A 24,001-nucleotide genomic window follows, 5' to 3' on the forward strand; every position below is an offset into this window, starting at 1 on the left:
CTGACCGTTTAACGGCCAGCCACTGACTTAACTGCGCATGGGTAAGAACTTACTCGTCAAAATACCAGTAACCCTGGTTGACCAGCCCGGTCAGCTCCTGCGCAAAAGCGGGGTTATCAAGGGCATTGCCCAGTTCATTGACGCCAATAATGGTATAGCGGCTCAGGGCATCGGCGGCTTGCGCATCGGCAGTATCGAGATATTCACTGTTGATAAAGACGCTGCCGTCCACGTTCAACACGCGTAAACCACTCAGACGCGTCAGCACTTGCCCCTCTTTAAGCGCATCAACAATCTCGTCAACGCTGTAATCATCCGGCTCAGGCGCGACGTCCAGTTCATGGCGCGGCGTGGTGATAAAGCTGCCAAACCACTGTTTGAAATGCTCCGGCTGGCTGACCAGCTCAATCATCATATTGCGCACACGTTCCAGCTCGTAAGCTTCAATCCGGCCCGCATGTTCGCGGCAGGTTAGATCCGGGTCGCTGTAGTGCTCGCTACCGAGATCGTTTTCCAGCGCGTAGTCGGCAAAGCTGCTGATGAGATCGCGGCCGTTTGGCCCGCGGAAACCGATAGAGTAGTTAAACGCCTCTTGATGAGTGAAACCGTCATGGGGGAATCCTGGCGGAATATAGAGGATATCGCCCGGCTCAAGATCTTCATCAATGATTGGCTCAAAGGGATCGACATGCAGCAGCGCCGGGTGCGGGCAGAACTGACGCATCGGCAGTTTGTCGCCCACGCGCCAGCGACGGCTGCCCATACCCTGAATAATAAACACATCATACTGATCGATATGCGGACCCACGCCGCCGCCCGGTACGGAATAGGAGATCATCAGATCGTCAAAACGCCACTCAGGTAATACGCGAAACGGCTTCACCAGTTCCGCTGCCGGCATATGCCAGTGGTTGACCGCCTGCGCCAGCAGCGACCAGTCTTTTTCGCCGAGATGATCAAAAGATTCAAACGGACCGTTCCACGCCTGCCATTGACCATTCACATGGCTGACAATGCGGCTGTCGATTTCCGGCTCCATCGCCAGGCCTGCCAGTTCGTCGGGCGTAATCGGGTCGACAAAATCCACGAACGCGCGTTTGAGGACCACAGGTTTCTTTTGCCAGTATTTTTCAAGAAATTCCGGCCAGTTGAGATTGAGTTGGTAAGCCATAAATCACACCAGTGAAAGGGGAAACGGCACTGATTATAAAGAGAGTCAGTGCCCGTTCGCCTTGTCATTGGTCAAGAGCGGGTGCGGCAAGGGGCGGAGAAATCTCAAGAGCGCTCAATGCTGTCAGTAAAGCGTCCACTTTCGGCAAAAGCTGCTTACGACGCGGCCACACTAATGTCAGCGCCAGCCCCGGCGGCTGACAGTGCGGCAGAATCAACTGCAGCTCGCCGCGGGCGATTTGTCGGTGTACCAGCCAGGTCGGCATCTGACCAACGCCTAAACCGGCGCACAGGGCTTGAACCTGCGCATCAACATCGCCAAGGGCCATGCGGTATGCCACGTTGCGCCACTGTATATGACCGTCCGCGGTAGTAAATAGCCAGGGTTTGGTGCTGCCATCAACCCGCTCGTAAACAATCGCCCGGTGCTGCATCAACTCCGTCTCACTTTGCGGCATGCCTGCGCGTTGCAGGTAATCGGGGGCGGCGCAAAACACCATTTTCTCACGACCAATCTGCTTCCACCCTAGCGAAGCGGGCATATCGGCGGTTTGCCCTATACGCACCGCCACATCAATTCCCTCATCGAACAGATCAACAAAACGATCGGAAAAGGTCAGACTCAGATCCAATTCCGCGTGGTGCTGACAAAAGGGGATCAGCAGCGGCATCACGGCCAGCCGACCGTAGGTATTCGGCACGGCGAGGCGTAAACGCCCGGAAGGGATCGTGCGATGCGCCGCCAGCACCGATTCGGCTTCCGCCAGCTCTTCGAGAATGCGAATACAGGTTTGGTAATAGGCGTGTCCGGCATCGGTCACTTCCAGCCGTCGCGTGGTGCGTTCAAGTAACCGCGATCCGAGACGCGCCTCGAGGCGGGCGATACTTTTACTGATTGCCGAGCCGGTCAGATGCAAACGCTCTGCTGCGGCGGTAAAGCTCCCCGCTTCGACGCTGGCGACAAAGGGGAGGATATCTTTCAGGCGCTGATCGCTCATTAGATTGATGAATCCAGGTTGTGAATGGTGTGAATTAATACCCAGGATAAGAATGCCATTCTCTATTAGCCTGAAAAGAGGCACAACATTGAGGATCAACGTATGCAGAAAAAAGCTTTAATCGTCGGCATCAGCGGCGTGATTGGGCGCGCGCTGGCGGAAAAACTGCTGGCGGAAGGCTGGCAGGTAACGGGTTTGTCGCGCGGGCGCGGCGCGGTTCCGGCGGGCTGCGCCAGCCTGACGGCGGATTTAACCGATGCGGCAGCGATTAGCTCAGTCCTGCAAGGAGAAAAACCCGATGCGCTGTTCTTTAGCGTCTGGGCGCGTCAGGAGAATGAAAAAGCCAATATTCGCGTCAACGGCGCCATGGTGAAAAACGTCATTGCTGCGCTGGGCGAGCGGTTGAACGGGGCGCATGTCGCGCTGGTGACCGGCATGAAACACTATCTCGGCCCGTTTGAAGCTTACGGAAAAGGCGAAGTACCGATTACCCCGTTTCGCGAAGAGCAAGGCCGCCAGCCCGTCGATAATTTTTACTATGCCCAGGAAGATGAACTCTTCGCCGGGGCGCAGAAATATGGCTACCGCTGGAGCGTGCATCGCCCGCACACCATTATTGGTTATGCGGTGGGCAATGCGATGAATATGGGGCTAACGCTTGCAGTCTATGCGACGCTGTGCCGCGAAAAAGGCTGGCCGTTTATTTTCCCCGGCTCGCCTGAACAGTGGAACGGCGTCTCGGACGTCACCGATGCGGGTCTGCTGGCCGAGCAGCTGATCTGGGCGGCGACCAATGAAAGTGCGGCGAACGAAGATTTTAACGCGGTGAATGGTGATGTGTTCCGCTGGAACGCGCTATGGCCGCAGCTGGCGAGCTATTTTGGTATTGAAGCCGCGCCTTATCCGGCAACGATGATGCCGCTGGCGGGGCGGATGCAGGAAGCGCAAGCCGCATGGAAAGAGATTGCCGGTAAGTATCAGTTAGCTGAAGCTAACATCGATAAGCTGGCGTCCTGGTGGCATACGGATGCCGATCTGGGACGCCCGATGGAAGCCTTCGCCGATATGAGCAAGAGCCGCAAAGCGGGCTTTACCAGCTATCGCAGCACGCTGGACGCCTTTACCACGCTGTTTGAGCGCCTGAAAGCGGAAAATATTATCCCGCGCTAACTTCGCGGTTTGCCGCCAGATGCACATGTTTATAGCGGGATAAAGGGTACTCTTTCGCCCCGCCAATGCGTAATGCGCGCCAGGAAAAGTGTGCGCCTAAGGGCGCACCAGCTTGTTTACGCACGTGCCTGAAACATCAATGTATCGGAGGTAAATGCGCCTTCATTACCAACAAGAAAGTGCTGTTTGACTTCATCTGATGCCTGCACCTGGAGATAGCGGATCGCCGCGCGCAGTACTTCCGGCGTATTCATCCGTTCCACCCAAGATTGATACTCCAGCGCCAGCCGATCGGTCAGTAACTTTTCAATCAACAAGCCGCCTTGCTGCGTCATCTGCAGCCATTCTGCCGGGGAGTAATTGCGCACATGAGACGGATCGCGCAGCACTTCAATGGTTTGCAAAAAGATATCCAGCACCGGACGGCCAGGCGAAGCGATATCCATCAGGATAAATTTTCCGCCAGGTTTCAGGACACGTTTTATCTCGCGCAGTGCGAGTGCGACATCATGCCAGTGGTGCGCCGAGTAGCGGCTGATCACCACATCAAAGCTGCTGTCGGCAAACGGCAGTTTTTCTGCCGCTCCGTGCGCGGTCGCAATATTCGTTAACTGACGATCCTTAGCTGCCTGGCATACTACCGCCAGCATCTTCTCTGACAAATCGTATGCCGTCACCTCACGCACCACGCCAGCGGCCACAAAACTGGCATGCCCGGCACCGCAGCCCAAATCCAGCAGCGAAGCATCGCCATCGTGGCTCAGCCATTCGGCCAGCCGTACCAAATCTGCGCCTTGCGCATGCACCTGGCTTGTCAGATACGCCTGCGCCTGGTCGCCAAACTGTTTTTCCGTTAATTCATGATGATTTACCGCCATGCTCTTCTCCTGTTATTGCCCGATTGAACCCTGTTTTTTTGCGACTATACGGCTGCTTTTATAGGGGTACAATATGTGTACTTATACTGGTATTAACGGGTACCACCATGGAAAACACGCTGTTTGCCGGGCCGAAAACGTTAGGTGCTTTTTTGCGGTCGCAACGGGAAAATACCGCGCCTGCAGATATTGGGTTGCCTGCGCAGGGACGACGCCGTACGCGGGGATTGCGCCGTGAAGAGGTGGCGCAGCTCAGCGGGATCAGTACCACCTGGTATACGTGGATTGAGCAAGGCCGGGATATTGTAGTGTCGCCGCAAACCTTAGCGAATATCGCCAGCGTGCTGAAAATGAACGCCGCCGAGCGCAAATATCTCTTTCATTTGGCACTACAAAACGATCCGCAGGAAGAGAAAGTGATCTCCGTTGAAGCCTCCGTGCTGGCAGCAGTAGATCAAATGGCCTGTCCCTGTTATCTGCTGGATCTTACCTGGAATATGCTGGCGTGGAATCGCCCCGCCAGAGCGCTGTTTCACGGCTGGCTGGATAACGACAAGCAGCCGAATATGATGAGCTTTATGTTTCGCCACCCGCTGGCGCAAACGCTGGTGGCCGACTGGGAAACGCGCGCCAGCCGGATTGTCGCTGAACTGCGCGCGGACGCGATGCACTATCCCCACGATCGGCAGCTAAACCAGTTTGTGCAGAGCCTGAATAATGACAGCGCGCTGTTTCGTACGTTCTGGTCGCGCCAGCAGGTTGTGGTGCGCGAAGGCGGTGAGCGCGTTTTTAACCATCCGCAGCAAGGCGAGCTGCACTTCCGCCAGATGACCTGGCAACTGACCAGCAATCGCTCAGTAAAAATGATTATGTTGATGAACGAGACATTAAGCGGCGAAGAGAAGAGATAACAAATTAGAAAAGCGTGGCGGGTTTAACAGGCAATAAAAAAACAGGCCAGAAAACTGGCCTGTTTTTATTTGCGAAACTCCATCGGAGCCTGGCTCTGCTGCGCATACGCAGCGATAGTGTCAAATGTCATCATTGGCGTTTTGCAAAAAATACATTTGGCACCGACCGGATTTTTCTCAGTCACATCGAAACTGGAAACTCGGTATTGCGACCCGTGACAGCACGGGCAGCGAAAATGAATATTGGTAATAATTCTAAATCCTTAGCGCGGTACCACATTGGCCGCAGCCGGGCCTTTCGGGCCATTTTCAATAGTAAACTCAACTTCTTGATTTTCATCAAGAGTGCGGAAATCATTGCTCTGGATCGCGGAGAAATGTACGAAAACATCTTTACCGCCATCTTTAGGAGTAATGAAACCGAAACCTTTCTCAGCGTTAAACCATTTAACGATACCGATCATTTTAGTAGACATGCGTAAAACCTTCTATTTGGTGCGCCGAATTACGGCATTAATGGTCTGAAGACATTATTTTTATCAGTGTGTAAAGCGAAGACCCAAACAGAAGTAGCAAGGAGGTACTTAGTGATGAGAAAGACTTTAGTGAACTACTGGAGATAATGATTTATCAAACCGACTACTCATTAACGCACGGTTAAGTTTTCGGCGCAAGCTCAATCGCAAATTATTTTTAGCCTGCTGGCATACGCAGATTCACCTTCGCCGCGGTAACGTGTTATGGCTTGAATTATCGACAAAAAAGGTTGTGTGACAGAGATCTCATAAATCTGCTTACCGTCAGGTTATTATCAATACTAGTATGGTAGTTAACAATATTTCTTTTAGAGGTGGTAACAATATGCAGATGACAATGCGCTGGTTTGGGCCAGTTGAAGATAAAATTCCGCTGGAACACATCCGGCAGGTTCCGGGCGTCGATGGCGTTGTTGGCGCATTGTATGATGTTCCGGTCGGCGAAGTGTGGCCAAAAGAGAAAATCCGCGCTCTTGTCGATCGCGTTCATCAGGCCGGTTTAACCATGGAAGTGATTGAAAGTGTTAATATTCATGACGATATTAAAATTGGCCTTCCCAGCCGCGATCGCTTAATTGAGAACTACCAGCAAACCATCCGCAACCTGGCGGAAATCGGCGTTAAAGTGATTTGCTACAACTTTATGCCGGTTTTCGACTGGATGAAAACGGACATGAATTATGTTCTGCCAGACGGTTCGTTGACCATGGCGTTCGAGAAAAAAGGTATCGATAAAACCCTCGACGAAGTGGTCAAAGAGGTGCTGGAAAATGCCAACGGTTTCGCCCTGCCCGGATGGGAACCGGAACGCCTGGCAAAAGTGCAGGAACTGTTTGCCAAATATAAAGATGTCGATGAGACGAAACTGCGCAATAACCTGGTCTATTTCCTTGAACGAGTGATCCCGGTATGCGAAGAAGTGGGCATAAAAATGGCCATTCATCCCGACGATCCGCCCTACTCTATTTTTGGCCTGCCGAGGATTGTGAAAAACCGCGACGATCTCGACTGGATTTGCAATGCAGTCAATTCCCCGGCCAACGGTATCACCTTATGCACCGGTTCCATTGCCGAAGATCCCGATAACAACGTCTACCAGATTCTGGCAGAGTTTACCCGCCGCAAACGGATACATTTTGCCCACGTGCGCAATATTAAATTGATTGCCGATAAAGACTTTTACGAGTCCGCGCACTTAACCCGTTACGGTTCGCTGGATATGTTCCAGGTGATGAAAGCCCTGCATGACAATGGTTTCGAGGGCTATATCCGCCCGGATCACGGTCGCTTTATTTGGGGCGAAACGGGACGTCCCGGCTACGGCCTTTACGACCGCGCGCTGGGCGTAACTTACCTGCATGGTTTGTGGGAAGCGCTGGAAAATCAGCATTAAAGAGAGACTGACGCGGAAATACACCCTTCAATACCGGCGTCGCCGGTATTGTTATTCAGGCGCGGATATCGTCGTATTCGCGCGTCGTATCAAACTCGTGTTTGGCAAACGGACATAACGGAATAATTTTACGCTGCTCCGCACGCATTTTTTCGACCACGCGCGCCACCAGCTGTTTGCCGACGCCCTGTCCTTTCAGACTCGGGTCAACATCCGTATGTTCAATAATACTCAGATGTTCTCCCGTGGGCACAAAGACGATTTCGGCAACCTGCGTTCCCTGGGCGTCATTGACATAAAATTTGTTGTGACCTTCAAGAATTTCCATGTTTCACTCACTTAGTTGTGGCGGTACTTCAACGCACCGCTCGGGCAGGTGTCAATAATACGTTCAACCGTGGCGGCATCGACTTCGTCGGGCATGATCCACGGTTTGCGTTTGAGATCGAAAAGCTTCGTGTTACCACGCACACAGTTTCCCGCGTGCTTACAGACCGACGTATTGAAATAGACATCAATCTTCTCGCCGGTATAGACGCGATAGCCCGCGTCCAGTAACTCCTTATCCATGACATCGCCTCTATTATTGTTGTGTTGTAACAGTAAGCATAGCCGCTCTACTTTTACGCAACCTGCGGCCCGTTATCAATAACGAAGTATATGAAATCCTTCTTGTTCAGTCGGTTCGACAAAGTAACGGGTAATATGCGCAAACTGTTCGTCGGTGGCGGCAAAATCATGGTTGCCTGCGGCGTTGCGCTGGCGTAAACGGGCTATGCAAACCTCATCGCCCACCGCCAAATAATGGAGCACATGCGGCGCGCCGGACGCGTTAATAATCGACATCATCCACTGGCGGCTCGCCAGGGTATTCGCGGGAAAATCGAGCACGACATTAACGCCCGCTCGCAGCAGCGCGATGGCGTGCGGCTTAATGGCGGCTTTTAATTTCGCTGCATAGAAGATGTAATCCTCTACGCTGCTCATCTCCTCTTTGAACAGCAGCGCCAGCCAGCTGTCTTCGCTCAGTAACACCGTACCCGGCGTTTTTAGCAGTTCGCCGGCAAGGGTTGATTTACCCGACGCGATTTTGCCGCACAGAAGATGGAGTGTGGCGGTAGTTGGGGATTCTTCGCTCATAACATGTCCTCGCAGGTTGCTGCCAGCAAGGCCCCGCCGTGCTGGCGGGAAATAGATACGCGTTATCCCACCGGTCGAATGACGGTGCGAATAAGGGGGGTAATAAGTTGATATAAAGATTGTTTATCAGACATAGATGAAACGTAGCAGCAATCCGGCCTCGTTGCCAGCACCTCATTTTTATCAATGGTAACGGTAATAAATTATTTTTTTATAAGGATATCGGGTACACGGCTCCTGCACGTTGCACATTACGCGGTAAAGCATCTGTGCCGGGCCTGTTGCCGTTAGCACTATCAACAGGAAAGGACAATCCGTGACTTATTACAATGATTACTAATTCGAGGCTCAAATAACACACCACCCAACAAAACAATAGACTTAACACAAATTAAAAGATTTTATACTGGCTCAGCATAAAAAGCAGTGAGAGGTCGCTAGCTATTATGATTAATAGAATATTAAAACTACCAACTTTTAATTTGGAATCGCTTTAACTTAATAATAAAATTATTAGTCATTTGCCAGATTGCATATCACAGATGATTATTTTTAACGACGTGAATTTCACATCTGCAGTTTTCCAACATTGTCAAAAACAGCGCTTTAATGTATAAGGCGTAACTACTGGCATTACTGTAATGCAGGTTATTTTTTAATCTGAAACATAAATGAAATTTTATTAATTTGTTTTATCTAATAGATTAAAGGGATTGCTATGAACAAAATTTTTAAATGGTTTGCTGCTATTGTTTTTGTCGGTGCCTTGTCAAGCTGCGCGCGTACCGCTCCCATTGAGCAAATTCACTCCACTGTCAGTACAGGCCACACTGCTGAGCAGGTAAAAACCGCGATTCTGAAAGCAGGCCAGAAGCGTGAATGGATTATGTCTGAAGCGGGCCCAGGCGTTATTAAAGGTCGCCTGCAGTCACGCGACCACTCGGTAGAAGTAAGTATTCCTTATTCTGCTACAAGTTATTCAATTAAATACGAAAGCAGTATGAACCTGAAATCATCCGAAGGTAGAATTCATAAAAGCTATAACCGCTGGGTGCATAACCTCGACAACGATATTCAGTTGAATCTTTCCGCAGGCGCAGCGCTGTAATATTTTATTAAAGTCGGGCCGAAATGGCCCGATAACGTTTTTTTGCCCGAAAAAGGTTTTGCAACAATGTACGAAAAGGATACTCTCAGCGCGCTGGATGCTATTACCGAAGCGCAACGTATCGCCTTTGCACCGATGCTGTTTCAAACTGCGCTTTGCCTGCGTAATTCGGGTGTTCTTTCCTGGCTTGATAAAAAAGGGAAAAAAGGTGCCTGTATTGAGGAAATAACCGAGAACAGCACCCTGAATGATTATGCCGTCAGCGTTTTGCTGGATATGGGATTAAGCGGACGGATCGTAATCCATCAAGAAGGACGTTATTACCTGGCGAAAGTTGGACATTTTTTACTCCACGATGCCATGACCCGCGTCAATATGGATTTTACGCAGGACGTTTGTTACCAGGGGTTATTTCATTTGGCCGACGCTCTGCAGGAACAAAAACCCGCCGGCTTAGCCGTATTTGGCGACTGGCCAACGATCTATCCCGCGTTATCACAATTACCAGGGCCGGCAAAAGAGAGCTGGTTTGCCTTTGATCATTACTATTCTGATGCCGCTTTTGACGCTGCGCTGCCATATGTATTCGCAACCTCGCCGACAAAATTGTACGATGTGGGCGGCAATACGGGGAAATGGGCGCTACGCTGCTGCCGCTATGACGAAAATGTTGCCGTCACGATCCTTGACCTGCCTCAGCAGATAGCGCTGTCGCGGGAAAATATCGAAAAAGCAGGTTTATCTCATCGCATTGGCTTCCATGCTGTCGATATGCTTAGCCATGCGACATTGCCGGGTGATGCTGATATCTGGTGGATGAGCCAGTTCCTGGATTGTTTCTCTCCTGAGCAGATTGTCGCCATGTTGACTCGCATTGCACGGGTTATGAAACCTGGCGCGCGGTTGTGCATTATGGAACTGTTCTGGGATGCACAAAAATTTGAAGCCGCATCGTTTAGTCTGAATGCTACCTCGCTTTATTTCACCTGTATGGCGAACGGTAATAGCCGGTTTTACAGCGTCGAGAAGTTTTATCACTACCTGGAAAGGGCCGGCTTCCATGTAGAACAGCGGCTGGACAACCTTGGGGTAGGTCATACCTTATTGATGTGCCAAAAAATTGAACTATAGAGCAGTTTAACTGCCCGCACAGGCATGCCTGCCATTTGATTACGGTTTTTCCGCGGACGCGCGTAGATGAAATTTTCACTTAACATTATTGACTGGCAGGCAAGAGCGCCAGGCCTAAGCGATGCCGCAGAGTGGCAGGCGTGGTCACGCCAGCCGCTTAGCATCGACCCAGCCGCGCCGCTGGCTAAACTGACCGAACTGTCGATGATGACGGCGCGTCGCCTCAATTCAGGCAGCAAACTGGCGGTAGATATTGGCCTGACCATGCTTCGCGACCACGCCGTAGATGCCGTGGTCTATTCCAGTCGTCATGGCGAACTTGAGCGTAATTTCCGCATATTGCATGCGCTGGCGACCGGGCAGTCCGTCTCGCCAACCGACTTTGCCATGTCGGTGCACAATTCGGCGGTCGGCAATCTGACCATCTCTGCGCGTCAGCCCATCGTCTCGTCTTCTGTCTCAGCCGGGCTGGACACTTTCCAGCAGGCGTTATGCGAAGTGTTAAGCCTGCTTCATGCTGGCTATTCCCGGGTGTTACTGGTCGATTTCGACGGCGCGCTCCCCGACTTTTACCATCCTGGCTTACCGCCGCAAATGCCCACCTGGCCGTACGCGCTGGCGCTGGTTATTGAAGCCGGTAGCGCCTGGCGTTGCGAAACCCGTGCCGGCAGCATCGGTGAAGAACCTGCATTGCCGCAAAGCCTGATGTTCCTGCAACGTTATCTCAACAATGACCGGCAGTTTGTAGTTCCTGGCGAACGGTTGCTGTGGCAATGGACACGCGAATGAGTCGCCTGTCTGCCCAACTCAACTGGTTATGGCGTCTGGTAATGACCGGTTTTTGCTTCGCGCTCTTTGGCGTAGGCGGCCTGCTGCTGTCGCTGGTATGGTTCAATCTGCTGCTGGTTGTCCAGCGCGATCGCGCCAAACGCCGCCGTCTGGCGCGTCACAGTATTGCGGCCAGCTTCCGCTTTTTCTTGTTCGTCGCCCGTGGCACAGGGGTGCTGAACTATCGCATTGAAAATCTTGACGCCCTGCAACGCGATCGTGGCTGTCTGGTAGTGGCCAATCACCCCACGCTGATTGATTACGTGATCCTGGCCTCGGTGATGCCCGAAACCGACTGTCTGGTGAAAAGCGCTCTGCTGCGTAATCCCTTTGTCAGCGGCGTGATTCGTGCAGCGGATTACCTGATAAATAGCGAAGCCGAAACGCTACTCAATGCAAGCCAGCAGCGTCTGGCACAGGGCGACACGCTTTTAATCTTCCCGGAAGGGACGCGGACAACCTTCGGTGCGCCCCTCTCTTTGCAACGCGGTGCGGCGAATATCGCCGTGCGCTGTAACAGCGATTTGCGGATGGTATTGATCCACTGCAGCGAACATCTGCTGGATAAAAAAAGCCATTGGTACGACGTACCCGCAGAAAAACCCCTCTTCACCGTAGATGTTCGCGAACGCGTGAACATCCGTGAATTTTACGATGCAACGAGACAAGAACCGGCACTGGCTGCAAGGCAGTTAAACCGGCATCTGCAGCATCGATTTACATCAGGCCTTCAATCTTTGTCAGGAATTAATGATGCAAGCGCTTCATCTTGAAATTAAAAATCTCATTATCAGTACGCTGAATCTGGACGAGCTAACCGCCGGGGATATCGATACCGAAGCCGCGCTCTTTGGCGATGGCCTGGGTCTTGACTCCATCGACGCGCTGGAACTTGGGCTGGCCGTAAAAAATCAGTACGGCGTTGTGCTTTCCGCCGAAAGCGAAGAGATGCGTCAACACTTCTTTTCCGTCGCCACGCTGGCTTCTTTTATTAACGCTCAACGCGCCTGAGACGCGATCCGCTATGACAGAACACGAAACGATTTACCAGGAAGTCTGCGGGCTTCTAACCAAACTGTTTGAAATCGACCCGCAGGAGATCTCTCCTCAGGCTCGGCTGTATGAAGATCTTGAACTCGACAGCATCGATGCGGTTGACATGATTGTTCACCTGCAGAAGAAAACCGGTAAAAAAATCAAACCGGAAACCTTCAAATCGGTCCGTACCGTTCAGGATGTGGTCGACGCTGTCGCTCAGCTTTTGCGCGAAGAGTAAAAGAGCGTGCGTGGTGGCCGAAAATTTCCGGCGATCCCACTACTGACGGGATTAATGCTGCTGGCGTGGCCATTCCTGATTGGATTTGGGCTGACGCATAACAGCCTACATTGGTTGTTACCGCTGATGGCTCTGCTGCTGGTGCTGCGTCTGCATCAGGTACGGCGAAATGCAGGACCGATGCGCTATGTGGTGCAGTGCATCGCGCTGGCAGGCATCGCGCTCTGCGCTGCAAGCTATCTGCTGAAAGCCCATCAGTGGCTGCTGCTCTATCCGGTAGTTGTCAATATTGTGATGCTGGCGGTGTTCGGCGGTTCACTGTGGACAGCGATGCCGCTGGTCGAACGATTGGCACGTCTGCGTGAGCCGAATTTGCCCCCCGCCGGTGTGCGTTATACTCGCAAGGTGACGCTTGTGTGGTGCGGATTTTTCATCGGCAACGGTGCAATAGCCCTGTTTACCGTGTTCCACGGCGATATGCAGCTGTGGACACTGTGGAACGGTATGGTGTCTTACCTGCTGATGGGGACACTGATGGCGACAGAGTGGCTGGTGCGTCAACGGGTGATAAAAAAAGAGAAGCACAATGAATAACCCCCTTCCTCTAAGCCAATGGCTAAATGCTCCGCGCCCTGACGACACGCCAGTCGCCTGGCTTGACGATCGCAGCTGGACCCTTGGCCAGTTGCGTCACGATGTCACCTTACTGGTACAGGTGTTGCGTCAGCAGGAGGGTGAGCGTTGGGCACTGTGCTTTGAAAACAGCTACCTGTTTATTGTGGCGCTACTTGCCTCGCTGCATGCCGGTAAAACGCCGGTCATTCCAGGCCATATCCGGGTCTCGCTGCTGGAAGAACAGCAATCACTATTCAGCGGCGTGCTGAGCGATAAAACGCTCGGCTTTCAGGGGAGGGTCATCGTCGTCTCCTCATCCCGGCAGACAGAACGCCAGTGGTCCCCCCTGCCCTTTATTGACGGCACGCGCGTTGTTGAACTCTTTACCTCGGGTTCCACAGGAACCCCACGTCGGGTGATTAAGCACATCGCCAGCCTGGACCGTGAAGCGTGCATGCTGGCGAACCGCTTCGGCGAACGTCTGGCTGGCGTCAGCGTTGTGGCTTCGGTCGTACCACAGCATCTTTATGGCCTGACGTTTCGCATCATGTTGCCAATGGCGATGGGCCTGCCCCTGCACGCGCCAATGCTCTATTACGCAGAACAGCTGGCGGCGCTCCCTGATGACAGGAAGTACCTTTTTATTAGCAGCCCGGCGTTTCTGAAACGGCTGGATACCGAACTGGCTGCGCCGCCCGTCGCAATGCTCATCTCCGCAGGCGGAATGTTACCCTGGTGCGATGTCACTGCGACCCATGACTGGCTTAAGGTCTGGCCGGATGAGATCTACGGCAGCACCGAAACCGGAATTCTCGCCTGGCGACATCGCCAGGAAGAGAGCGTTTACTGGCTATCCTTCCCCGGCGTGGCGTTCCATCGCGAAGGGGAACTCTGCCGTGTGACCTCCCCGCTCATTCATGAAGCGGAAGGGTTACAGCTGGATGATATTCTGCACTTCGACAGCGACGGTTTTTTTACTATTGCCGGGCGTCGTGGACGGGTGGTGAAAATTGAAGAGAAGCGAATATCCCTGAATGAGATCGAACGTCGCCTGCTCGAGTTAGAAGGTATTTGCGAAGCGGCAGCGCTACCGATCACCCGTGGCGGTCGCCAGGGGATTGGTGTATTGCTGGTGCTTGATGAGAAGACCCGCCAGCGCTGGCATCAGCAAGGTAAAAAAGCCCAGCAATTAGCCTGGCGCCGCGCCCTGCTGCCCTGGCTTGAGCCGGTCGCGGTTCCCCGCTACTGGCGTGTTATTGATGAAATGCCGGTAAACAGTATGAATAAGCGTGTCTATGCGCAGTTACAGGAGTTGTTTCATGAAAATTCATGAAATCGAGCGCCACCAGGCACAGCCGGATACGCTGGAAATTATTTTGCACCTTGACCCCTCCCTGTTCTGGTTCGAGGGGCATTTTGCCGTACAGCCGTTATTGCCGGGCGTTGCACAGCTGGACTGGGTGATGCACTACGCCACTACGCTGCTGGCACCAGGCTACCGTTTTCACAGCATTCAAAATGTGAAATTCCAGGCCCCTCTGCTACCAGAGACCACGGTGACGCTGCATCTTAACTGGCAGGCTGAACGCCAGATCTTGACCTTTAGCTATCAGCGTCATGCCGGGTCAGAGCGCCATACGGCGAGCAGCGGGAAGATTCGCCTATGTCCGTAACGTTCCGCCCCTGCGTACTGATCCCGTGCTACAACCACGGCGCGATGATGGCCAGTGTATTAGCGCGCCTGGCGCCGTTCGGCTTGCCTTGTCTGGTTGTGGATGACGGCAGTGAGGAGAGTACACGCCTGGAGCTTGAGCGTCTGGCGGCAGAGCAACCGCAGGTCACGCTGGTGCGTCTGGTGAATAACACCGGTAAAGGTGCTGCGGTAATCAAAGGGCTGCAAGAGTCGGCGCGCGCGGGTTATACCCACGCCGTACAGGTGGATGCCGATGGTCAGCATGCTATTGAAGATATCCCTCACATGCTGGCGCTGGCTGAGCGTCACCCGGAGGCATTGATCTCCGGCCAGCCCATTTACGATGACTCCATTCCGCGCTCGCGCCTGTATGGCCGCTGGATAACGCACGTCTGGGTATGGATTGAAACCTTATCCCTGCAGCTGAAAGACAGCATGTGTGGTTTTCGCGTCTACCCGGTTTCCCCCACCCTGCAGTTGGCCGAACGCGTGCCGCTGGGTAAACGGATGGACTTTGATACCGAAGTGATGGTCCGTCTCTACTGGCAGGGCAACACCAGCTATTTTCTGCCGACCCGCGTGACCTATCCGCTGGATGGTTTATCCCATTTCGACGCATTAAAAGACAATGTACGCATCTCGCTTATGCACACCCGGCTGTTCTTCGGCATGCTGCCGCGCATTCCCACGCTGCTGCTGCGCCGTGGTCGCCAGCACTGGGCGCAGCAGGACGAGGTCAAAGGTCTTTGGGGCATGCGCCTGATGCTGCGGGTCTGGCAACTGTTTGGCCGCCAAACATTTACCCTGCTGCTGTGGCCAGTGATTGGTGTCTACTGGCTGACCGCCCGCCCGGCGCGTCAGGCCTCGCAGCAATGGATTCGCAACGTGAAGCAGGAGCTGACGCGACGGAACCAGCCTGTTCCCGCGCGCCTTAATAGCTTTTTCCACTTTATGCGCTTCGGCAACGCCATGCTGGATAAAGTCGCCGGTTGGCGCGGTGAATTAAAATTGCATCGTGATGTGGTTTTTGCCCCCGGCGCTCAGGACGCACTCAATCTCGATGCCTCGCCAGGCAAACTGCTGCTGGCTTCGCACCTTGGCGATGTCGAGGCCTGCCGGGCGCTGGCGCAGCTTGAAGGCGGTAAAGTCATCAACGCGCTGGTGTTTAACGATAACGCTCAGCGCTTTAAACAGATTATGACCGAGATGGCACCCGAGGCTGGCGTAAACCTGATGCCGGTGAATGACATCGGGCCAGAAACCGCCATTGCCATCAAAGAGAAGCTGGATCGCGGTGAATGGGTCGCCATTGTCGGCGATCGCATTGCCGTCACTCCGCAACGCGGCGGCGACTGGCGAGTGATCTGGAGTTCATTTATGGGGCAGCCCGCGCCGTTCCCACAAGGGCCTTTTATCCTGGCCTCCATTTTGCGCTGCCCGGTGGTGCTGATTTATGCCCTGCGTCAGCAAGGCGCGCTTACGTTGCACTGCGAGCCTTTTGCCGATCCGCTGCTGCTGCCACGCGGGGAGCGCCAGCAGGCGCTGCAAGAGGCTGTCGATCGCTATGCGCAGCGGCTGGAGCATTACGCCTTAATGTCGCCGCTGGACTGGTTTAATTTTTTCGATTTCTGGCATCTGCCGGATGCCAAAGAGAAGGAGTAAAGGGTGCTGACCGATCCCCGCTTTACGACCGAAGTAGAGATCACCGTTCCGTTCCACGATGTCGATATGATGGGCGTGGTCTGGCACGGCAACTATTTTCGCTACTTTGAAATCGCCCGCGAGGCGCTGCTTAATCAGTTCAATTACGGCTATCGCCAGATGAAGGCGTCAGGCTATGTCTGGCCGGTGGTCGATACCCGGGTGAAGTACCGTGATGCGGTGACCTTCGAGCAGCGCATTCGCGTGCGTGCACACATTGAAGAGTATGAAAACCGCCTGCGGATTGCCTATCAAATTTTCGACGCGCAAACCGGTAAACGCACCACCACTGGCTACACCATTCAGGTCGCGGTTGAAGAAGCCAGCCGCGAAATGTGCTTTGTCAGCCCGGCAATTTTATTTGAACGTATGGGAGTTACGCCATGAAATGGTTGCCTTTACTGGCGCTGATGTTCAGCCCGCTGGTGAGTGCTGTGACGCTGGATGAGCTACAGCAGCGGTTCACGGAACAACCTGTCGTGCGCGCGCATTTCGAACAGATACGCACCATTAAGGATCTGCCGCAGCCGCTGCGTTCCCAGGGCGAAATGCTGATCGCACGGGATAGCGGCCTGCTGTGGGATCAAAAGGCGCCTTTCCCGATGTTGTTGTTACTGGATGACAAGCGGATGGTGCAGACCATCAACAGCCAGCCGCCGCAGACCATTACCGCTGAAAATAATCCGCAGATGTTCCAGTTCAACCACCTGCTGCGGGCGCTGTTCCAGGCCGACCGCAAGGTACTGGAAGAGAACTTCCGCATCGATTTTAAAGATTTGGGAGAAGGCCGCTGGTCGCTGGTACTTACGCCGACGACGACACCGCTGGATAAGATTTTCACCACGCTCGATTTAGGCGGCGCAACGTACCTGGAGTCGATTCGTCTGAATGACAAACAGGGCGATCGCACCGATATTGCCCTTTCCCACCACCAACTGACGCCCGCCAGCCTGACCGATGACGAACGCCAACGCTTTGCCGCACCGTAAATCCCTGCGCCCGGCGCTGCTATGGGCTACGGTATGCTTGATCATGCTGGGCGTGCTGCTGTCTCTGCTGCCCGGCGCGCGCCTGAACAGCAGCGTCCTGGCTATGTTGCCGAAACAGACGCTCGGGGCGATCCCTCCGGCACTTAATGATGCGTTTATGCAGCGCCTCGACCGCCAGTTAGTCTGGCTGGTCAGCCCCGGGAAAGATGCCGATCCGCGCGTGGCGCAGCGTTGGCTGGAACTGCTAACAAACAGTCATGCACTGAATGAGGTGAAAGGCCCGATGGACGCCGCCGGGCAAAAAGCCTGGGGTGAGTTCTTCTGGCAGCATCGCAATGGTCTGATTGATTCAGCTACCCGCGCCCGTCTGCAAAACGGTGGCGAAGCGCAGGCACAGTGGATTTTATCCCAGCTCTACTCGGCCTTTTCCGGCGTCAGCGGCAAAGAGTTACAAAACGATCCCCTGATGCTCATGCGCGGCTCGCAGCTGGCGCTGGCACAAAATAGCCAGAAACTGCGGCTAATGGACGGCTGGCTGGTTACTCAGGATGATAAGGGAAACTACTGGTATTTGCTGCACGGCGAGCTGGCAGGCTCATCCTTCGATATGCAGCAAACCCACCAGTTGGTGACCACACTAAACGCGCTGCATGAGACGCTGAAAACCCATTTCCCACAGGCGCAACTGCTTTCGCGCGGTACGGTGTTTTACAGTGATTACGCCAGCCAGCAGGCGAAACGGGATGTTTCCACGCTGGGCCTCGTCACTATTCTTGGGGTGATCCTGCTTATCGTCGCGGTTTTTCGCTCTCTTACACCCCTTCTGCTGTGTCTTCTTTCTATCGCCACCGGTGCGCTGGCGGGCACGGTAGCGACGCTGCTGCTGTTTGGTGAACTGCATCTTATGACGCTGGTGATGAGTATGAGTATCATCGGTATTTCAGCAGATTACACCCTCTATTACCTGACGGAACGGATGGTGCACGGGGCCGAGCAATCACCGTGGCAAAGCCTGACTAAAGTTCGTAATGCCCTGCTGCTGGCGCTGCTGACCACCGTTGCCGCCTACCTGATAATGATGCTGGCTCCGTTCCCCGGGATTCGCCAGATGGCGGTATTTGCCGCCGTGGGGCTGAGTGCCAGCTGCCTGACGGTAATTTTCTGGCATCCCTGGCTGTGCCGTGGTTTGCCCGTGCGACCGGTACCGGCGATGGTGATCATGCTGCGCTGGCTCGCCGCATGGCGCCGCAATAAAAAACTCTCTGTTGGCCTGCCCGTCGTGCTGGCGCTGATTTCCGCCGCCGGGCTCGCCACCCTAAAAGTTAACGATGATATCGCCCAATTACAGGCGCTGCCCCAGCCTATTCTGGCGCAGGAGAAAACTATTACCGCTCTGACCGGACAGAGCGTCGATCAGAAATGGTTTGTGGTGTATGGCGCAACGCCACAACAAACGCTGGAGCGGCTGGAAGCTTTTACTCCGGCGTTAGAGCAGGCACAAAAAGCGGGCGAGGTTGCCCGCTGGCGTACTCTGCCACTGAACTCGCTGGCGCGGCAAAATAGCGATCTCCGTTTATTGCAAAACGCCGCTCCGGCCATAACCAAAGTGCTGCAAAAAGCGGGCCTGAGCGCCGTCTCGCCGAATCTCGAGGCCATGCCCGTTAGCGTGGAAGCGTGGCTCAAAAGCCCGGCCAGCGAAGGCTGGCGGCTGCTGTGGATGACCTTGCAAAATGGCGAAAGCGGTGTGTTAGTCCCGGTGGAAGGCGCGCGGGACAGCGCTGTACTCAGCGAGCTGGCCGCCCGTCATGACGGCGTAGTCTGGGTCGATCGTAAAGCCAGTTTCGACAGTCTATTTGCCCTCTACCGCTCGCTGCTGACGGGGCTATTGTTGGTGGCGCTGGCGATTATTGCCTGCGGTGCGATGGTCCGTCTCGGCTGGCGAAAAGGGCTTACCAGCCTGGTGCCGTCCGTGCTGTCACTGAGCTGCGGGCTGGCCGCGCTGGCCGTCACGGGTCATCCGGTTAATTTATTTTCACTGCTGGCGCTGGTACTCGTGCTTGGCATAGGTATCAACTACACACTGTTTTTCAGCAACCCACGCGGTACACCACTGACGTCAATGCTGGCCATCACGCTGGCAATGATGACCACGCTGCTGACGTTAGGCATGCTTGTATTTAGCGCCACGCAGGCGATTAGCAGCTTTGGGATCGTGCTGGTGAGTGGCATTTTTACCGCCTTCGTATTGGCCCCGCTGGCCATGCCCGGAAAGAAAGAGAGAAAACGAAAATGAACGCTTTTTACCGCACCGCCGCGCTGGTCGCGACGCTGCTGCTGGCGGGCTGCAGCCATTCGAATCAAAATGCGGGATCTCATCCGCAGGCCTGGCTCCAGCCGGGAACGCGTGTAACGCTGCCGCCGCCAGGTATTACTCCAGCGGTCAGTTCGCAGCAGCTGTTGACAGGCAGCTTTAACGGACAAACCCAGTCCCTGCTGGTGATGCTCAACGCCGATGCGCACAAAGTGACGCTTGCCGGGCTCTCATCTGTGGGTATCCGTCTGTTCCTCGCGACCTATGATGACACCGGCATTCACACCGAGCAGTCAATCGTCGTACCGCAACTGCCACCCGCCAGCCAGGTGCTGGCGGATGTGATGCTTAGCCACTGGCCCCTCAGCGCCTGGCAGCCGCAGTTGCCGAAGGGCTGGACACTAACCGACATGGGCGATCGACGCGAGTTGCGTAACGCCAGCGGTAAGCTGGTAACAGAGATTGTCTACCTGCAACGCAAAGGCAAGCGCGAGCCCATTAGCATTGAGCAACACGTCTTTAAATACCACATCACCATTCAATATCTGGGTGACTGAGATGATTTACATTTCTGCTGTTGGCATGGTCAACGCGCTCGGTAACTCACAGGATGAGATTGCCGCTAACCTGACGGCGGGCATAGCGCCAGGCATGCATTGCCGGACCGGCTGGTTGCAAGGCTCACCCGACGCTGTGCTGGGCGGTGTAGAAGGTGAACTGCCGCCCATTCCGCATTCCATGTCGGTGCATCGCACCCGCAATAATCAACTGCTGCTGGCCGCGCTGGCACAGATTCAACCCACGGTTGACGAGGCGATTGCCCGTGTCGGTCGCGATCGCGTGGCCGTTGTGCTTGGCACCAGCACCTCGGGGCTGGATGAAGGCGATGAGCATGTCCGTTGCAAACTCAATCAGCAAGAGAGTATCCACTGGCACTATTCGCAACAGGAACTGGGCGATCCGTCCCGCTTCCTTAGCAACTGGTTACGGCTGGAAGGCCCGGCCTATACCGTCTCGACAGCCTGCTCCTCCAGCGCACGGGCAATGATTAGTGGTCGCCGCTTAATCGAAGCTGGGCTGGTGGATATCGCCATTGTTGGCGGTGCAGACACCTTAAGCCGAATGCCGGTCAACGGCTTTCACAGTCTTGAGTCGTTCTCCCCTACCCTCTGCGAACCCTTTGGCCGTGACCGCCGGGGGATCACCATCGGCGAGGCCGCTGCGCTGATGGTGCTGACCCGCGAACCCACCGGAGTTGCGCTGCTGGGCACAGGCGAGTCCAGCGATGCTTACCATATTTCAGCGCCCCATCCGCAGGGCGAAGGGGCGATTCGCGCCATCACCCAGGCACTCAACGAAGCGGGCATGCAGCCACAAGAGATTGGTTATATCAACCTGCACGGTACTGCCACCCCGCTCAATGACCAGATTGAATCACAGGTGATACACGATCTCTTTGGCGAGAGCGTGCCTTGCAGCTCAACCAAACATCTGACCGGTCATACGCTGGGCGCAGCGGGCATTACCGAAGCGGCGCTGAGTTGGCTTATCCTGACGCGCGATTTGCCGTTACCGGCTCAGGATTTCACCCGCTATGTGCAGGACGATACGCTGCCGCCGTGCGGCGTGCTGCAACAGAGCACCGCGCTGAAAAAACCGTTCATTCTGTCTAACTCATTTGCGTTTGGTGGCAACAACGCCAGCATTCTGCTGGGGAGAGTGTCATGAGCTACTTATCACCCGTCGCCTATTTACCCCACGATGCGCCAATGATGCTGCTGGGTTCCGTCGAATGCGTCACGGACGATACTGCGGTGTGCCATGTCGCGGTAAACGGGCAAAGCGTACTGGCACCGTTTCTGAATGCCGATGGCGATTTGCCCGGCTGGTACGCGCTCGAACTGATGGCGCAGACCGTTGGCGTCTGGTCAGGCTGGCACCGTCAGCAGCAGGGGCAGAATCAGATTGCGCTGGGTATGGTGCTGGGTGCTCGCGAACTGGTCTGCGCAGACGGGCGTTTTGCCAAAGACTCGACGCTAGAAATCACCGTCAAACTGCTGATGCAGGATGAACGCTTCGGCAGTTTTGAATGCGCCATTTCCGCCGCTGGAAAGACGCTGGCGACAGGCCGCGTTAATACCTTCCAGCCAAGTGCAGAAGAATTAATCTCGCTTTTTAATCAGGAATCTAAGCCATGAGTCGTTCCGTACTGGTCACCGGAGCCAGCAAAGGCATTGGTCGTGCCATCGCCTGCCAGCTTGCCGCTGACGGCTTTACCGTTGGCGTGCATTACCATCGCGATGCCGTCGGCGCACAGGAGACGCTCGATGCTATCACCCAGGCGGGTGGTCAGGGACGTCTGCTCTCTTTCGATGTCGGCAACCGCGAGCAGTGCCGCGAGGTGCTGGAGCAACATATTGACGCGCATGGCGCATGGTATGGCGTGGTCAGTAATGCGGGAATCACCCGCGACGGCGCGTTTCCGGCACTTAGCGAAGACGACTGGGATAGTGTTATCCATACCAACCTGGACAGTTTTTATAACGTGATTCATCCCTGCATTATGCCGATGATTGGCACCCGGCAAGGGGGACGCATCATCACCTTATCCTCCGTCTCCGGCATGATGGGTAATCGCGGCCAGGTGAACTACAGCGCGGCAAAAGCAGGCATTATTGGTGCCACCAAAGCCCTGGCGATTGAGCTGGCAAAACGCAAAATTACCGTCAACTGCATTGCCCCGGGGCTGATTGATACCGGGATGATTGAAATGGAAGAGGCGGCACTGAAAGAGGCTATGTCCATTATCCCCATGAAACGTATGGGCCAGGCCGAAGAGGTTGCCGGGCTCGCCAGTTACCTGATGTCAGATATTGCGGGCTACGTGACCCGCCAGGTTATTTCCATTAACGGAGGGATGCTATGACGCGTCGCGTGGTAATTACGGGCATGGGTGGGGTTACTGCCTTTGGCGAGAACTGGCAATCCGTTTCCAGCAGGCTGCTGGCCTATGAAAACGCGGTACGTAAAATGCCGGAGTGGCAGGTTTATGATGGCCTGCACACTTTGCTGGGCGCACCGATTGATGATTTTACCCTGCCGGAACACTATACCCGCAAGCGTATCCGCTCTATGGGCCGCGTATCGTTGATGTCTACCCGCGCCACCGAACTGGCACTGGAGCAGGCGGGGTTAATTGGCGAGGCGGTGCTCACCAACGGGCAAACCGGTATCGCTTATGGCTCATCGACGGGCAGTACCGGGCCGGTTAGCGAATTCGCCACCATGCTTACGGAAAAGCACACCAACAACATTACCGGTACGACTTACGTGCAGATGATGCCGCATACCACGGCGGTGAATACCGGTCTGTTCTTTGGTCTGCGGGGTCGCGTTATCCCGACATCGAGCGCCTGTACCTCGGGCAGCCAGGCGATTGGCTACGCCTGGGAAGCCATTCGCCACGGTTATCAAACCATTATGGTGGCGGGCGGTGCGGAGGAACTTTGTCCGTCTGAAGCGGCGGTATTTGACACCCTGTTCGCCACCAGCCAGCGCAATGACGCCCCCAAAACCACCCCTTCGCCATTTGATACGCAGCGTGATGGACTGGTGATTGGTGAAGGCGCAGGAACGCTGATTCTGGAAGAACTTGAACATGCGAAAGCACGCGGAGCCACCATCTATGGTGAGATCGTCGGCTTCGCCACTAACTGTGATGCAGCCCATATCACCCAGCCACAACGTGAAACCATGCAAATTTGTATGGAGCAGTCGCTGGCAATCGCCGGGTTAAGGGCTCAGGACATGGGTTATATTTCCGCACACGGTACCGCCACCGATCGCGGTGATATCGCCGAAAGCCAGGCCACCGCTGCGATCTTTGGTAACAACGTGCCGATTTCATCCCTGAAGAGCTATTTCGGCCATACGTTAGGGGCATGCGGTGCGCTGGAAGCGTGGATGAGTCTGCAAATGATGCGTGAAGGCTGGTTTGCACCGACCCTTAATTTAAAACAGCCTGATGAGCAGTGCGGCGATCTGGATTACATCATGGGTGAAGCCCGCCATATTGATTGCGAGTATCTGCAAAGTAATAACTTCGCCTTTGGCGGCATCAATACCTCGATCATCATCAAACGCTGGGCATAGC

30 protein-coding genes are annotated in these 24,001 nt (G+C 54.5%); 21 read left to right on the forward strand and 9 right to left on the reverse strand.

Annotation, left to right across the window (positions count from 1 at the left end; all coding sequences use genetic code 11):
* Positions 1-49: 49 nt before the first annotated feature.
* Both RW65_RS13595 and RW65_RS13600 read right to left on the reverse strand, forming a co-directional pair.
* Complete coding sequence (locus RW65_RS13595) at positions 50-1,171, reverse strand: ribosomal protein uL16 3-hydroxylase (RefSeq protein WP_039057306.1); 1,122 nt, start codon at positions 1,169-1,171, stop codon at positions 50-52.
* Positions 1,172-1,235: 64 nt separating this feature from the next.
* The gene (locus RW65_RS13600; protein WP_039057307.1) at positions 1,236-2,168 is read right to left on the reverse strand and encodes a LysR family transcriptional regulator; all 933 of its coding nucleotides are present in this window, start codon (positions 2,166-2,168) and stop codon (positions 1,236-1,238) included.
* A gap of 102 nt (positions 2,169-2,270) precedes the next feature.
* On the opposite strand from RW65_RS13600, the gene RW65_RS13605 reads away from it, so the two are divergent.
* Positions 2,271-3,338 (forward strand): SDR family oxidoreductase, encoded by a 1,068-nt coding sequence (locus RW65_RS13605; RefSeq protein ID WP_039057308.1) that lies wholly within the window; start codon positions 2,271-2,273, stop codon positions 3,336-3,338.
* On the opposite strand, the gene RW65_RS22685 is transcribed toward RW65_RS13605, so the two are convergent.
* Both RW65_RS22685 and RW65_RS13610 read right to left on the reverse strand, forming a co-directional pair.
* Positions 3,325-3,462 carry a hypothetical protein gene (locus tag RW65_RS22685; RefSeq protein ID WP_156124003.1) on the reverse strand — a complete coding sequence of 46 codons (138 nt, stop codon included), beginning with the start codon at positions 3,460-3,462 and terminating at the stop codon, positions 3,325-3,327. The genes RW65_RS13605 and RW65_RS22685 overlap by 14 nt on opposite strands.
* Entirely contained in the window at positions 3,455-4,216 is a 762-nt protein-coding gene (locus tag RW65_RS13610) for a class I SAM-dependent methyltransferase (protein WP_039057309.1), read from the reverse strand. The genes RW65_RS22685 and RW65_RS13610 overlap by 8 nt, the downstream gene beginning before the upstream one ends.
* Positions 4,217-4,323: 107 nt before the next feature.
* Here RW65_RS13610 and RW65_RS13615 point away from each other — a divergent pair, with 107 nt between their 5' ends.
* Entirely contained in the window at positions 4,324-5,127 is an 804-nt protein-coding gene (locus RW65_RS13615) for a helix-turn-helix transcriptional regulator (protein WP_039057310.1), read from the forward strand.
* Between the two features lie 65 nt (positions 5,128-5,192).
* On the opposite strand, the gene ymcF is transcribed toward RW65_RS13615, so the two are convergent.
* Positions 5,193-5,381, reverse strand: coding sequence for a cold shock small protein YmcF (gene ymcF / locus RW65_RS23055; protein ID WP_072037759.1), 189 nt, complete (start codon positions 5,379-5,381; stop codon positions 5,193-5,195).
* Positions 5,382-5,390: 9 nt separating this feature from the next.
* Positions 5,391-5,603 carry a transcription antiterminator/RNA stability regulator CspE gene (cspE, locus tag RW65_RS13620; protein ID WP_039057311.1) on the reverse strand — a complete coding sequence of 71 codons (213 nt, stop codon included), beginning with the start codon at positions 5,601-5,603 and terminating at the stop codon, positions 5,391-5,393.
* A gap of 385 nt (positions 5,604-5,988) precedes the next feature.
* Here cspE and uxuA point away from each other — a divergent pair, with 385 nt between their 5' ends.
* Entirely contained in the window at positions 5,989-7,056 is a 1,068-nt protein-coding gene (gene uxuA, locus RW65_RS13625; protein WP_039057312.1) for a mannonate dehydratase, read from the forward strand.
* 55 nt (positions 7,057-7,111) lie between these two features.
* On the opposite strand, the gene RW65_RS13630 is transcribed toward uxuA, so the two are convergent.
* From RW65_RS13630 to RW65_RS13640, 3 genes are all read right to left on the reverse strand, one after another.
* Positions 7,112-7,384 (reverse strand): GNAT family N-acetyltransferase, encoded by a 273-nt coding sequence (locus RW65_RS13630; RefSeq protein ID WP_039057314.1) that lies wholly within the window; start codon positions 7,382-7,384, stop codon positions 7,112-7,114.
* An 11-nt stretch (positions 7,385-7,395) separates the two neighbouring features.
* Complete coding sequence (gene yjdI / locus RW65_RS13635; protein ID WP_039057315.1) at positions 7,396-7,626, reverse strand: 4Fe-4S mono-cluster protein YjdI; 231 nt, start codon at positions 7,624-7,626, stop codon at positions 7,396-7,398.
* 75 nt (positions 7,627-7,701) lie between these two features.
* Complete coding sequence (locus RW65_RS13640; protein ID WP_039057316.1) at positions 7,702-8,196, reverse strand: P-loop nucleotide/nucleoside kinase family protein; 495 nt, start codon at positions 8,194-8,196, stop codon at positions 7,702-7,704.
* Between the two features lie 718 nt (positions 8,197-8,914).
* Here RW65_RS13640 and RW65_RS13645 point away from each other — a divergent pair.
* The 18 genes from RW65_RS13645 (at position 8,915) to RW65_RS13730 (ending at position 24,000) form a co-directional block, all read left to right on the forward strand.
* Entirely contained in the window at positions 8,915-9,304 is a 390-nt protein-coding gene (locus RW65_RS13645) for a hypothetical protein (protein ID WP_039057317.1), read from the forward strand.
* Positions 9,305-9,370: 66 nt separating this feature from the next.
* Positions 9,371-10,435, forward strand: a complete 1,065-nt coding sequence (locus RW65_RS13650) for a class I SAM-dependent methyltransferase (RefSeq protein ID WP_039057318.1) — start codon at positions 9,371-9,373, stop codon at positions 10,433-10,435.
* Positions 10,436-10,501: 66 nt separating this feature from the next.
* Positions 10,502-11,224, forward strand: a complete 723-nt coding sequence (locus RW65_RS13655) for a beta-ketoacyl synthase chain length factor (RefSeq protein ID WP_039057319.1) — start codon at positions 10,502-10,504, stop codon at positions 11,222-11,224.
* Complete coding sequence (locus RW65_RS13660) at positions 11,221-12,036, forward strand: lysophospholipid acyltransferase family protein (protein ID WP_039057320.1); 816 nt, start codon at positions 11,221-11,223, stop codon at positions 12,034-12,036. The genes RW65_RS13655 and RW65_RS13660 overlap by 4 nt, the downstream gene beginning before the upstream one ends.
* Entirely contained in the window at positions 12,017-12,274 is a 258-nt protein-coding gene (locus RW65_RS13665; protein WP_039057321.1) for a phosphopantetheine-binding protein, read from the forward strand. The genes RW65_RS13660 and RW65_RS13665 overlap by 20 nt, the downstream gene beginning before the upstream one ends.
* A gap of 13 nt (positions 12,275-12,287) precedes the next feature.
* Positions 12,288-12,539 (forward strand): acyl carrier protein, encoded by a 252-nt coding sequence (locus RW65_RS13670; RefSeq protein WP_039057322.1) that lies wholly within the window; start codon positions 12,288-12,290, stop codon positions 12,537-12,539.
* 54 nt (positions 12,540-12,593) lie between these two features.
* Positions 12,594-13,133, forward strand: a complete 540-nt coding sequence (locus RW65_RS13675) for a COG4648 family protein (RefSeq protein ID WP_156124004.1) — start codon at positions 12,594-12,596, stop codon at positions 13,131-13,133.
* Positions 13,126-14,487 carry a class I adenylate-forming enzyme family protein gene (locus RW65_RS13680; RefSeq protein ID WP_039057325.1) on the forward strand — a complete coding sequence of 454 codons (1,362 nt, stop codon included), beginning with the start codon at positions 13,126-13,128 and terminating at the stop codon, positions 14,485-14,487. The genes RW65_RS13675 and RW65_RS13680 overlap by 8 nt, the downstream gene beginning before the upstream one ends.
* On the forward strand, positions 14,474-14,827 hold the full coding sequence (locus tag RW65_RS13685; protein WP_039057326.1) for an ApeI family dehydratase: 354 nt from the start codon (positions 14,474-14,476) through the stop codon (positions 14,825-14,827). The genes RW65_RS13680 and RW65_RS13685 overlap by 14 nt, the downstream gene beginning before the upstream one ends.
* Positions 14,818-16,509 (forward strand): glycosyltransferase family 2 protein, encoded by a 1,692-nt coding sequence (locus RW65_RS13690; protein WP_039057327.1) that lies wholly within the window; start codon positions 14,818-14,820, stop codon positions 16,507-16,509. The genes RW65_RS13685 and RW65_RS13690 overlap by 10 nt, the downstream gene beginning before the upstream one ends.
* 3 nt (positions 16,510-16,512) lie before the next feature.
* Entirely contained in the window at positions 16,513-16,935 is a 423-nt protein-coding gene (locus tag RW65_RS13695; RefSeq protein WP_014172038.1) for an acyl-CoA thioesterase, read from the forward strand.
* On the forward strand, positions 16,932-17,537 hold the full coding sequence (locus tag RW65_RS13700; protein ID WP_039057328.1) for an outer membrane lipoprotein carrier protein LolA: 606 nt from the start codon (positions 16,932-16,934) through the stop codon (positions 17,535-17,537). The genes RW65_RS13695 and RW65_RS13700 overlap by 4 nt, the downstream gene beginning before the upstream one ends.
* On the forward strand, positions 17,506-19,830 hold the full coding sequence (locus RW65_RS13705) for an MMPL family transporter (protein ID WP_039057330.1): 2,325 nt from the start codon (positions 17,506-17,508) through the stop codon (positions 19,828-19,830). The genes RW65_RS13700 and RW65_RS13705 overlap by 32 nt, the downstream gene beginning before the upstream one ends.
* The gene (locus tag RW65_RS13710) at positions 19,827-20,405 is read left to right on the forward strand and encodes a DUF3261 domain-containing protein (RefSeq protein WP_039057331.1); all 579 of its coding nucleotides are present in this window, start codon (positions 19,827-19,829) and stop codon (positions 20,403-20,405) included. Before RW65_RS13705 ends, RW65_RS13710 begins: the two co-directional genes overlap by 4 nt.
* Position 20,406: 1 nt before the next feature.
* Positions 20,407-21,576, forward strand: coding sequence for a beta-ketoacyl-[acyl-carrier-protein] synthase family protein (locus RW65_RS13715; protein WP_039057332.1), 1,170 nt, complete (start codon positions 20,407-20,409; stop codon positions 21,574-21,576).
* The gene (locus RW65_RS13720) at positions 21,573-22,046 is read left to right on the forward strand and encodes a hotdog family protein (RefSeq protein WP_039057333.1); all 474 of its coding nucleotides are present in this window, start codon (positions 21,573-21,575) and stop codon (positions 22,044-22,046) included. The genes RW65_RS13715 and RW65_RS13720 overlap by 4 nt, the downstream gene beginning before the upstream one ends.
* Positions 22,043-22,774, forward strand: a complete 732-nt coding sequence (locus RW65_RS13725) for a 3-ketoacyl-ACP reductase FabG2 (protein ID WP_039057334.1) — start codon at positions 22,043-22,045, stop codon at positions 22,772-22,774. Before RW65_RS13720 ends, RW65_RS13725 begins: the two co-directional genes overlap by 4 nt.
* Positions 22,771-24,000: a beta-ketoacyl-ACP synthase gene (locus tag RW65_RS13730; protein ID WP_039057335.1), complete on the forward strand. Its 1,230-nt coding sequence runs from the start codon at positions 22,771-22,773 to the stop codon at positions 23,998-24,000. The genes RW65_RS13725 and RW65_RS13730 overlap by 4 nt, the downstream gene beginning before the upstream one ends.
* Position 24,001 lies beyond the last annotated feature (1 nt).

It is taken from the genome of Enterobacter sp. Bisph1, from assembly GCF_000814905.1.
Classification (GTDB): Bacteria; Pseudomonadota; Gammaproteobacteria; order Enterobacterales; family Enterobacteriaceae; genus Kosakonia.

Bases quoted from the DNA above. Each gene is read 5' to 3' on its own strand.
- RW65_RS13605 (WP_039057308.1), top strand. From the start codon at position 2,271: ATGCAGAAAAAAGCTTTAATCGTCGGCATCAGCGGCGTGATTGGGCGC.
- RW65_RS13690 (WP_039057327.1), top strand. From the start codon at position 14,818: ATGTCCGTAACGTTCCGCCCCTGCGTACTGATCCCGTGCTACAACCAC.
- RW65_RS13665 (WP_039057321.1), top strand. From the start codon at position 12,017: ATGCAAGCGCTTCATCTTGAAATTAAAAATCTCATTATCAGTACGCTG.
- RW65_RS13615 (WP_039057310.1), top strand. From the start codon at position 4,324: ATGGAAAACACGCTGTTTGCCGGGCCGAAAACGTTAGGTGCTTTTTTG.
- RW65_RS13630 (WP_039057314.1), bottom strand. From the start codon at position 7,384: ATGGAAATTCTTGAAGGTCACAACAAATTTTATGTCAATGACGCCCAG.
- RW65_RS13610 (WP_039057309.1), bottom strand. From the start codon at position 4,216: ATGGCGGTAAATCATCATGAATTAACGGAAAAACAGTTTGGCGACCAG.
- RW65_RS13730 (WP_039057335.1), top strand. From the start codon at position 22,771: ATGACGCGTCGCGTGGTAATTACGGGCATGGGTGGGGTTACTGCCTTT.
- RW65_RS13705 (WP_039057330.1), top strand. From the start codon at position 17,506: ATGACGAACGCCAACGCTTTGCCGCACCGTAAATCCCTGCGCCCGGCG.
- RW65_RS13600 (WP_039057307.1), bottom strand. From the start codon at position 2,168: ATGAGCGATCAGCGCCTGAAAGATATCCTCCCCTTTGTCGCCAGCGTC.
- uxuA (WP_039057312.1), top strand. From the start codon at position 5,989: ATGCAGATGACAATGCGCTGGTTTGGGCCAGTTGAAGATAAAATTCCG.
- RW65_RS13660 (WP_039057320.1), top strand. From the start codon at position 11,221: ATGAGTCGCCTGTCTGCCCAACTCAACTGGTTATGGCGTCTGGTAATG.
- RW65_RS13685 (WP_039057326.1), top strand. From the start codon at position 14,474: ATGAAAATTCATGAAATCGAGCGCCACCAGGCACAGCCGGATACGCTG.
- RW65_RS13670 (WP_039057322.1), top strand. From the start codon at position 12,288: ATGACAGAACACGAAACGATTTACCAGGAAGTCTGCGGGCTTCTAACC.
- RW65_RS13655 (WP_039057319.1), top strand. From the start codon at position 10,502: ATGAAATTTTCACTTAACATTATTGACTGGCAGGCAAGAGCGCCAGGC.
- RW65_RS13725 (WP_039057334.1), top strand. From the start codon at position 22,043: ATGAGTCGTTCCGTACTGGTCACCGGAGCCAGCAAAGGCATTGGTCGT.
- cspE (WP_039057311.1), bottom strand. From the start codon at position 5,603: ATGTCTACTAAAATGATCGGTATCGTTAAATGGTTTAACGCTGAGAAA.
- RW65_RS13650 (WP_039057318.1), top strand. From the start codon at position 9,371: ATGTACGAAAAGGATACTCTCAGCGCGCTGGATGCTATTACCGAAGCG.
- yjdI (WP_039057315.1), bottom strand. From the start codon at position 7,626: ATGGATAAGGAGTTACTGGACGCGGGCTATCGCGTCTATACCGGCGAG.
- RW65_RS13645 (WP_039057317.1), top strand. From the start codon at position 8,915: ATGAACAAAATTTTTAAATGGTTTGCTGCTATTGTTTTTGTCGGTGCC.
- RW65_RS13595 (WP_039057306.1), bottom strand. From the start codon at position 1,171: ATGGCTTACCAACTCAATCTCAACTGGCCGGAATTTCTTGAAAAATAC.
- RW65_RS13640 (WP_039057316.1), bottom strand. From the start codon at position 8,196: ATGAGCGAAGAATCCCCAACTACCGCCACACTCCATCTTCTGTGCGGC.
- RW65_RS13675 (WP_156124004.1), top strand. From the start codon at position 12,594: ATGCTGCTGGCGTGGCCATTCCTGATTGGATTTGGGCTGACGCATAAC.
- RW65_RS13680 (WP_039057325.1), top strand. From the start codon at position 13,126: ATGAATAACCCCCTTCCTCTAAGCCAATGGCTAAATGCTCCGCGCCCT.
- RW65_RS13710 (WP_039057331.1), top strand. From the start codon at position 19,827: ATGAACGCTTTTTACCGCACCGCCGCGCTGGTCGCGACGCTGCTGCTG.
- RW65_RS13720 (WP_039057333.1), top strand. From the start codon at position 21,573: ATGAGCTACTTATCACCCGTCGCCTATTTACCCCACGATGCGCCAATG.
- RW65_RS13715 (WP_039057332.1), top strand. From the start codon at position 20,407: ATGATTTACATTTCTGCTGTTGGCATGGTCAACGCGCTCGGTAACTCA.
- RW65_RS13700 (WP_039057328.1), top strand. From the start codon at position 16,932: ATGAAATGGTTGCCTTTACTGGCGCTGATGTTCAGCCCGCTGGTGAGT.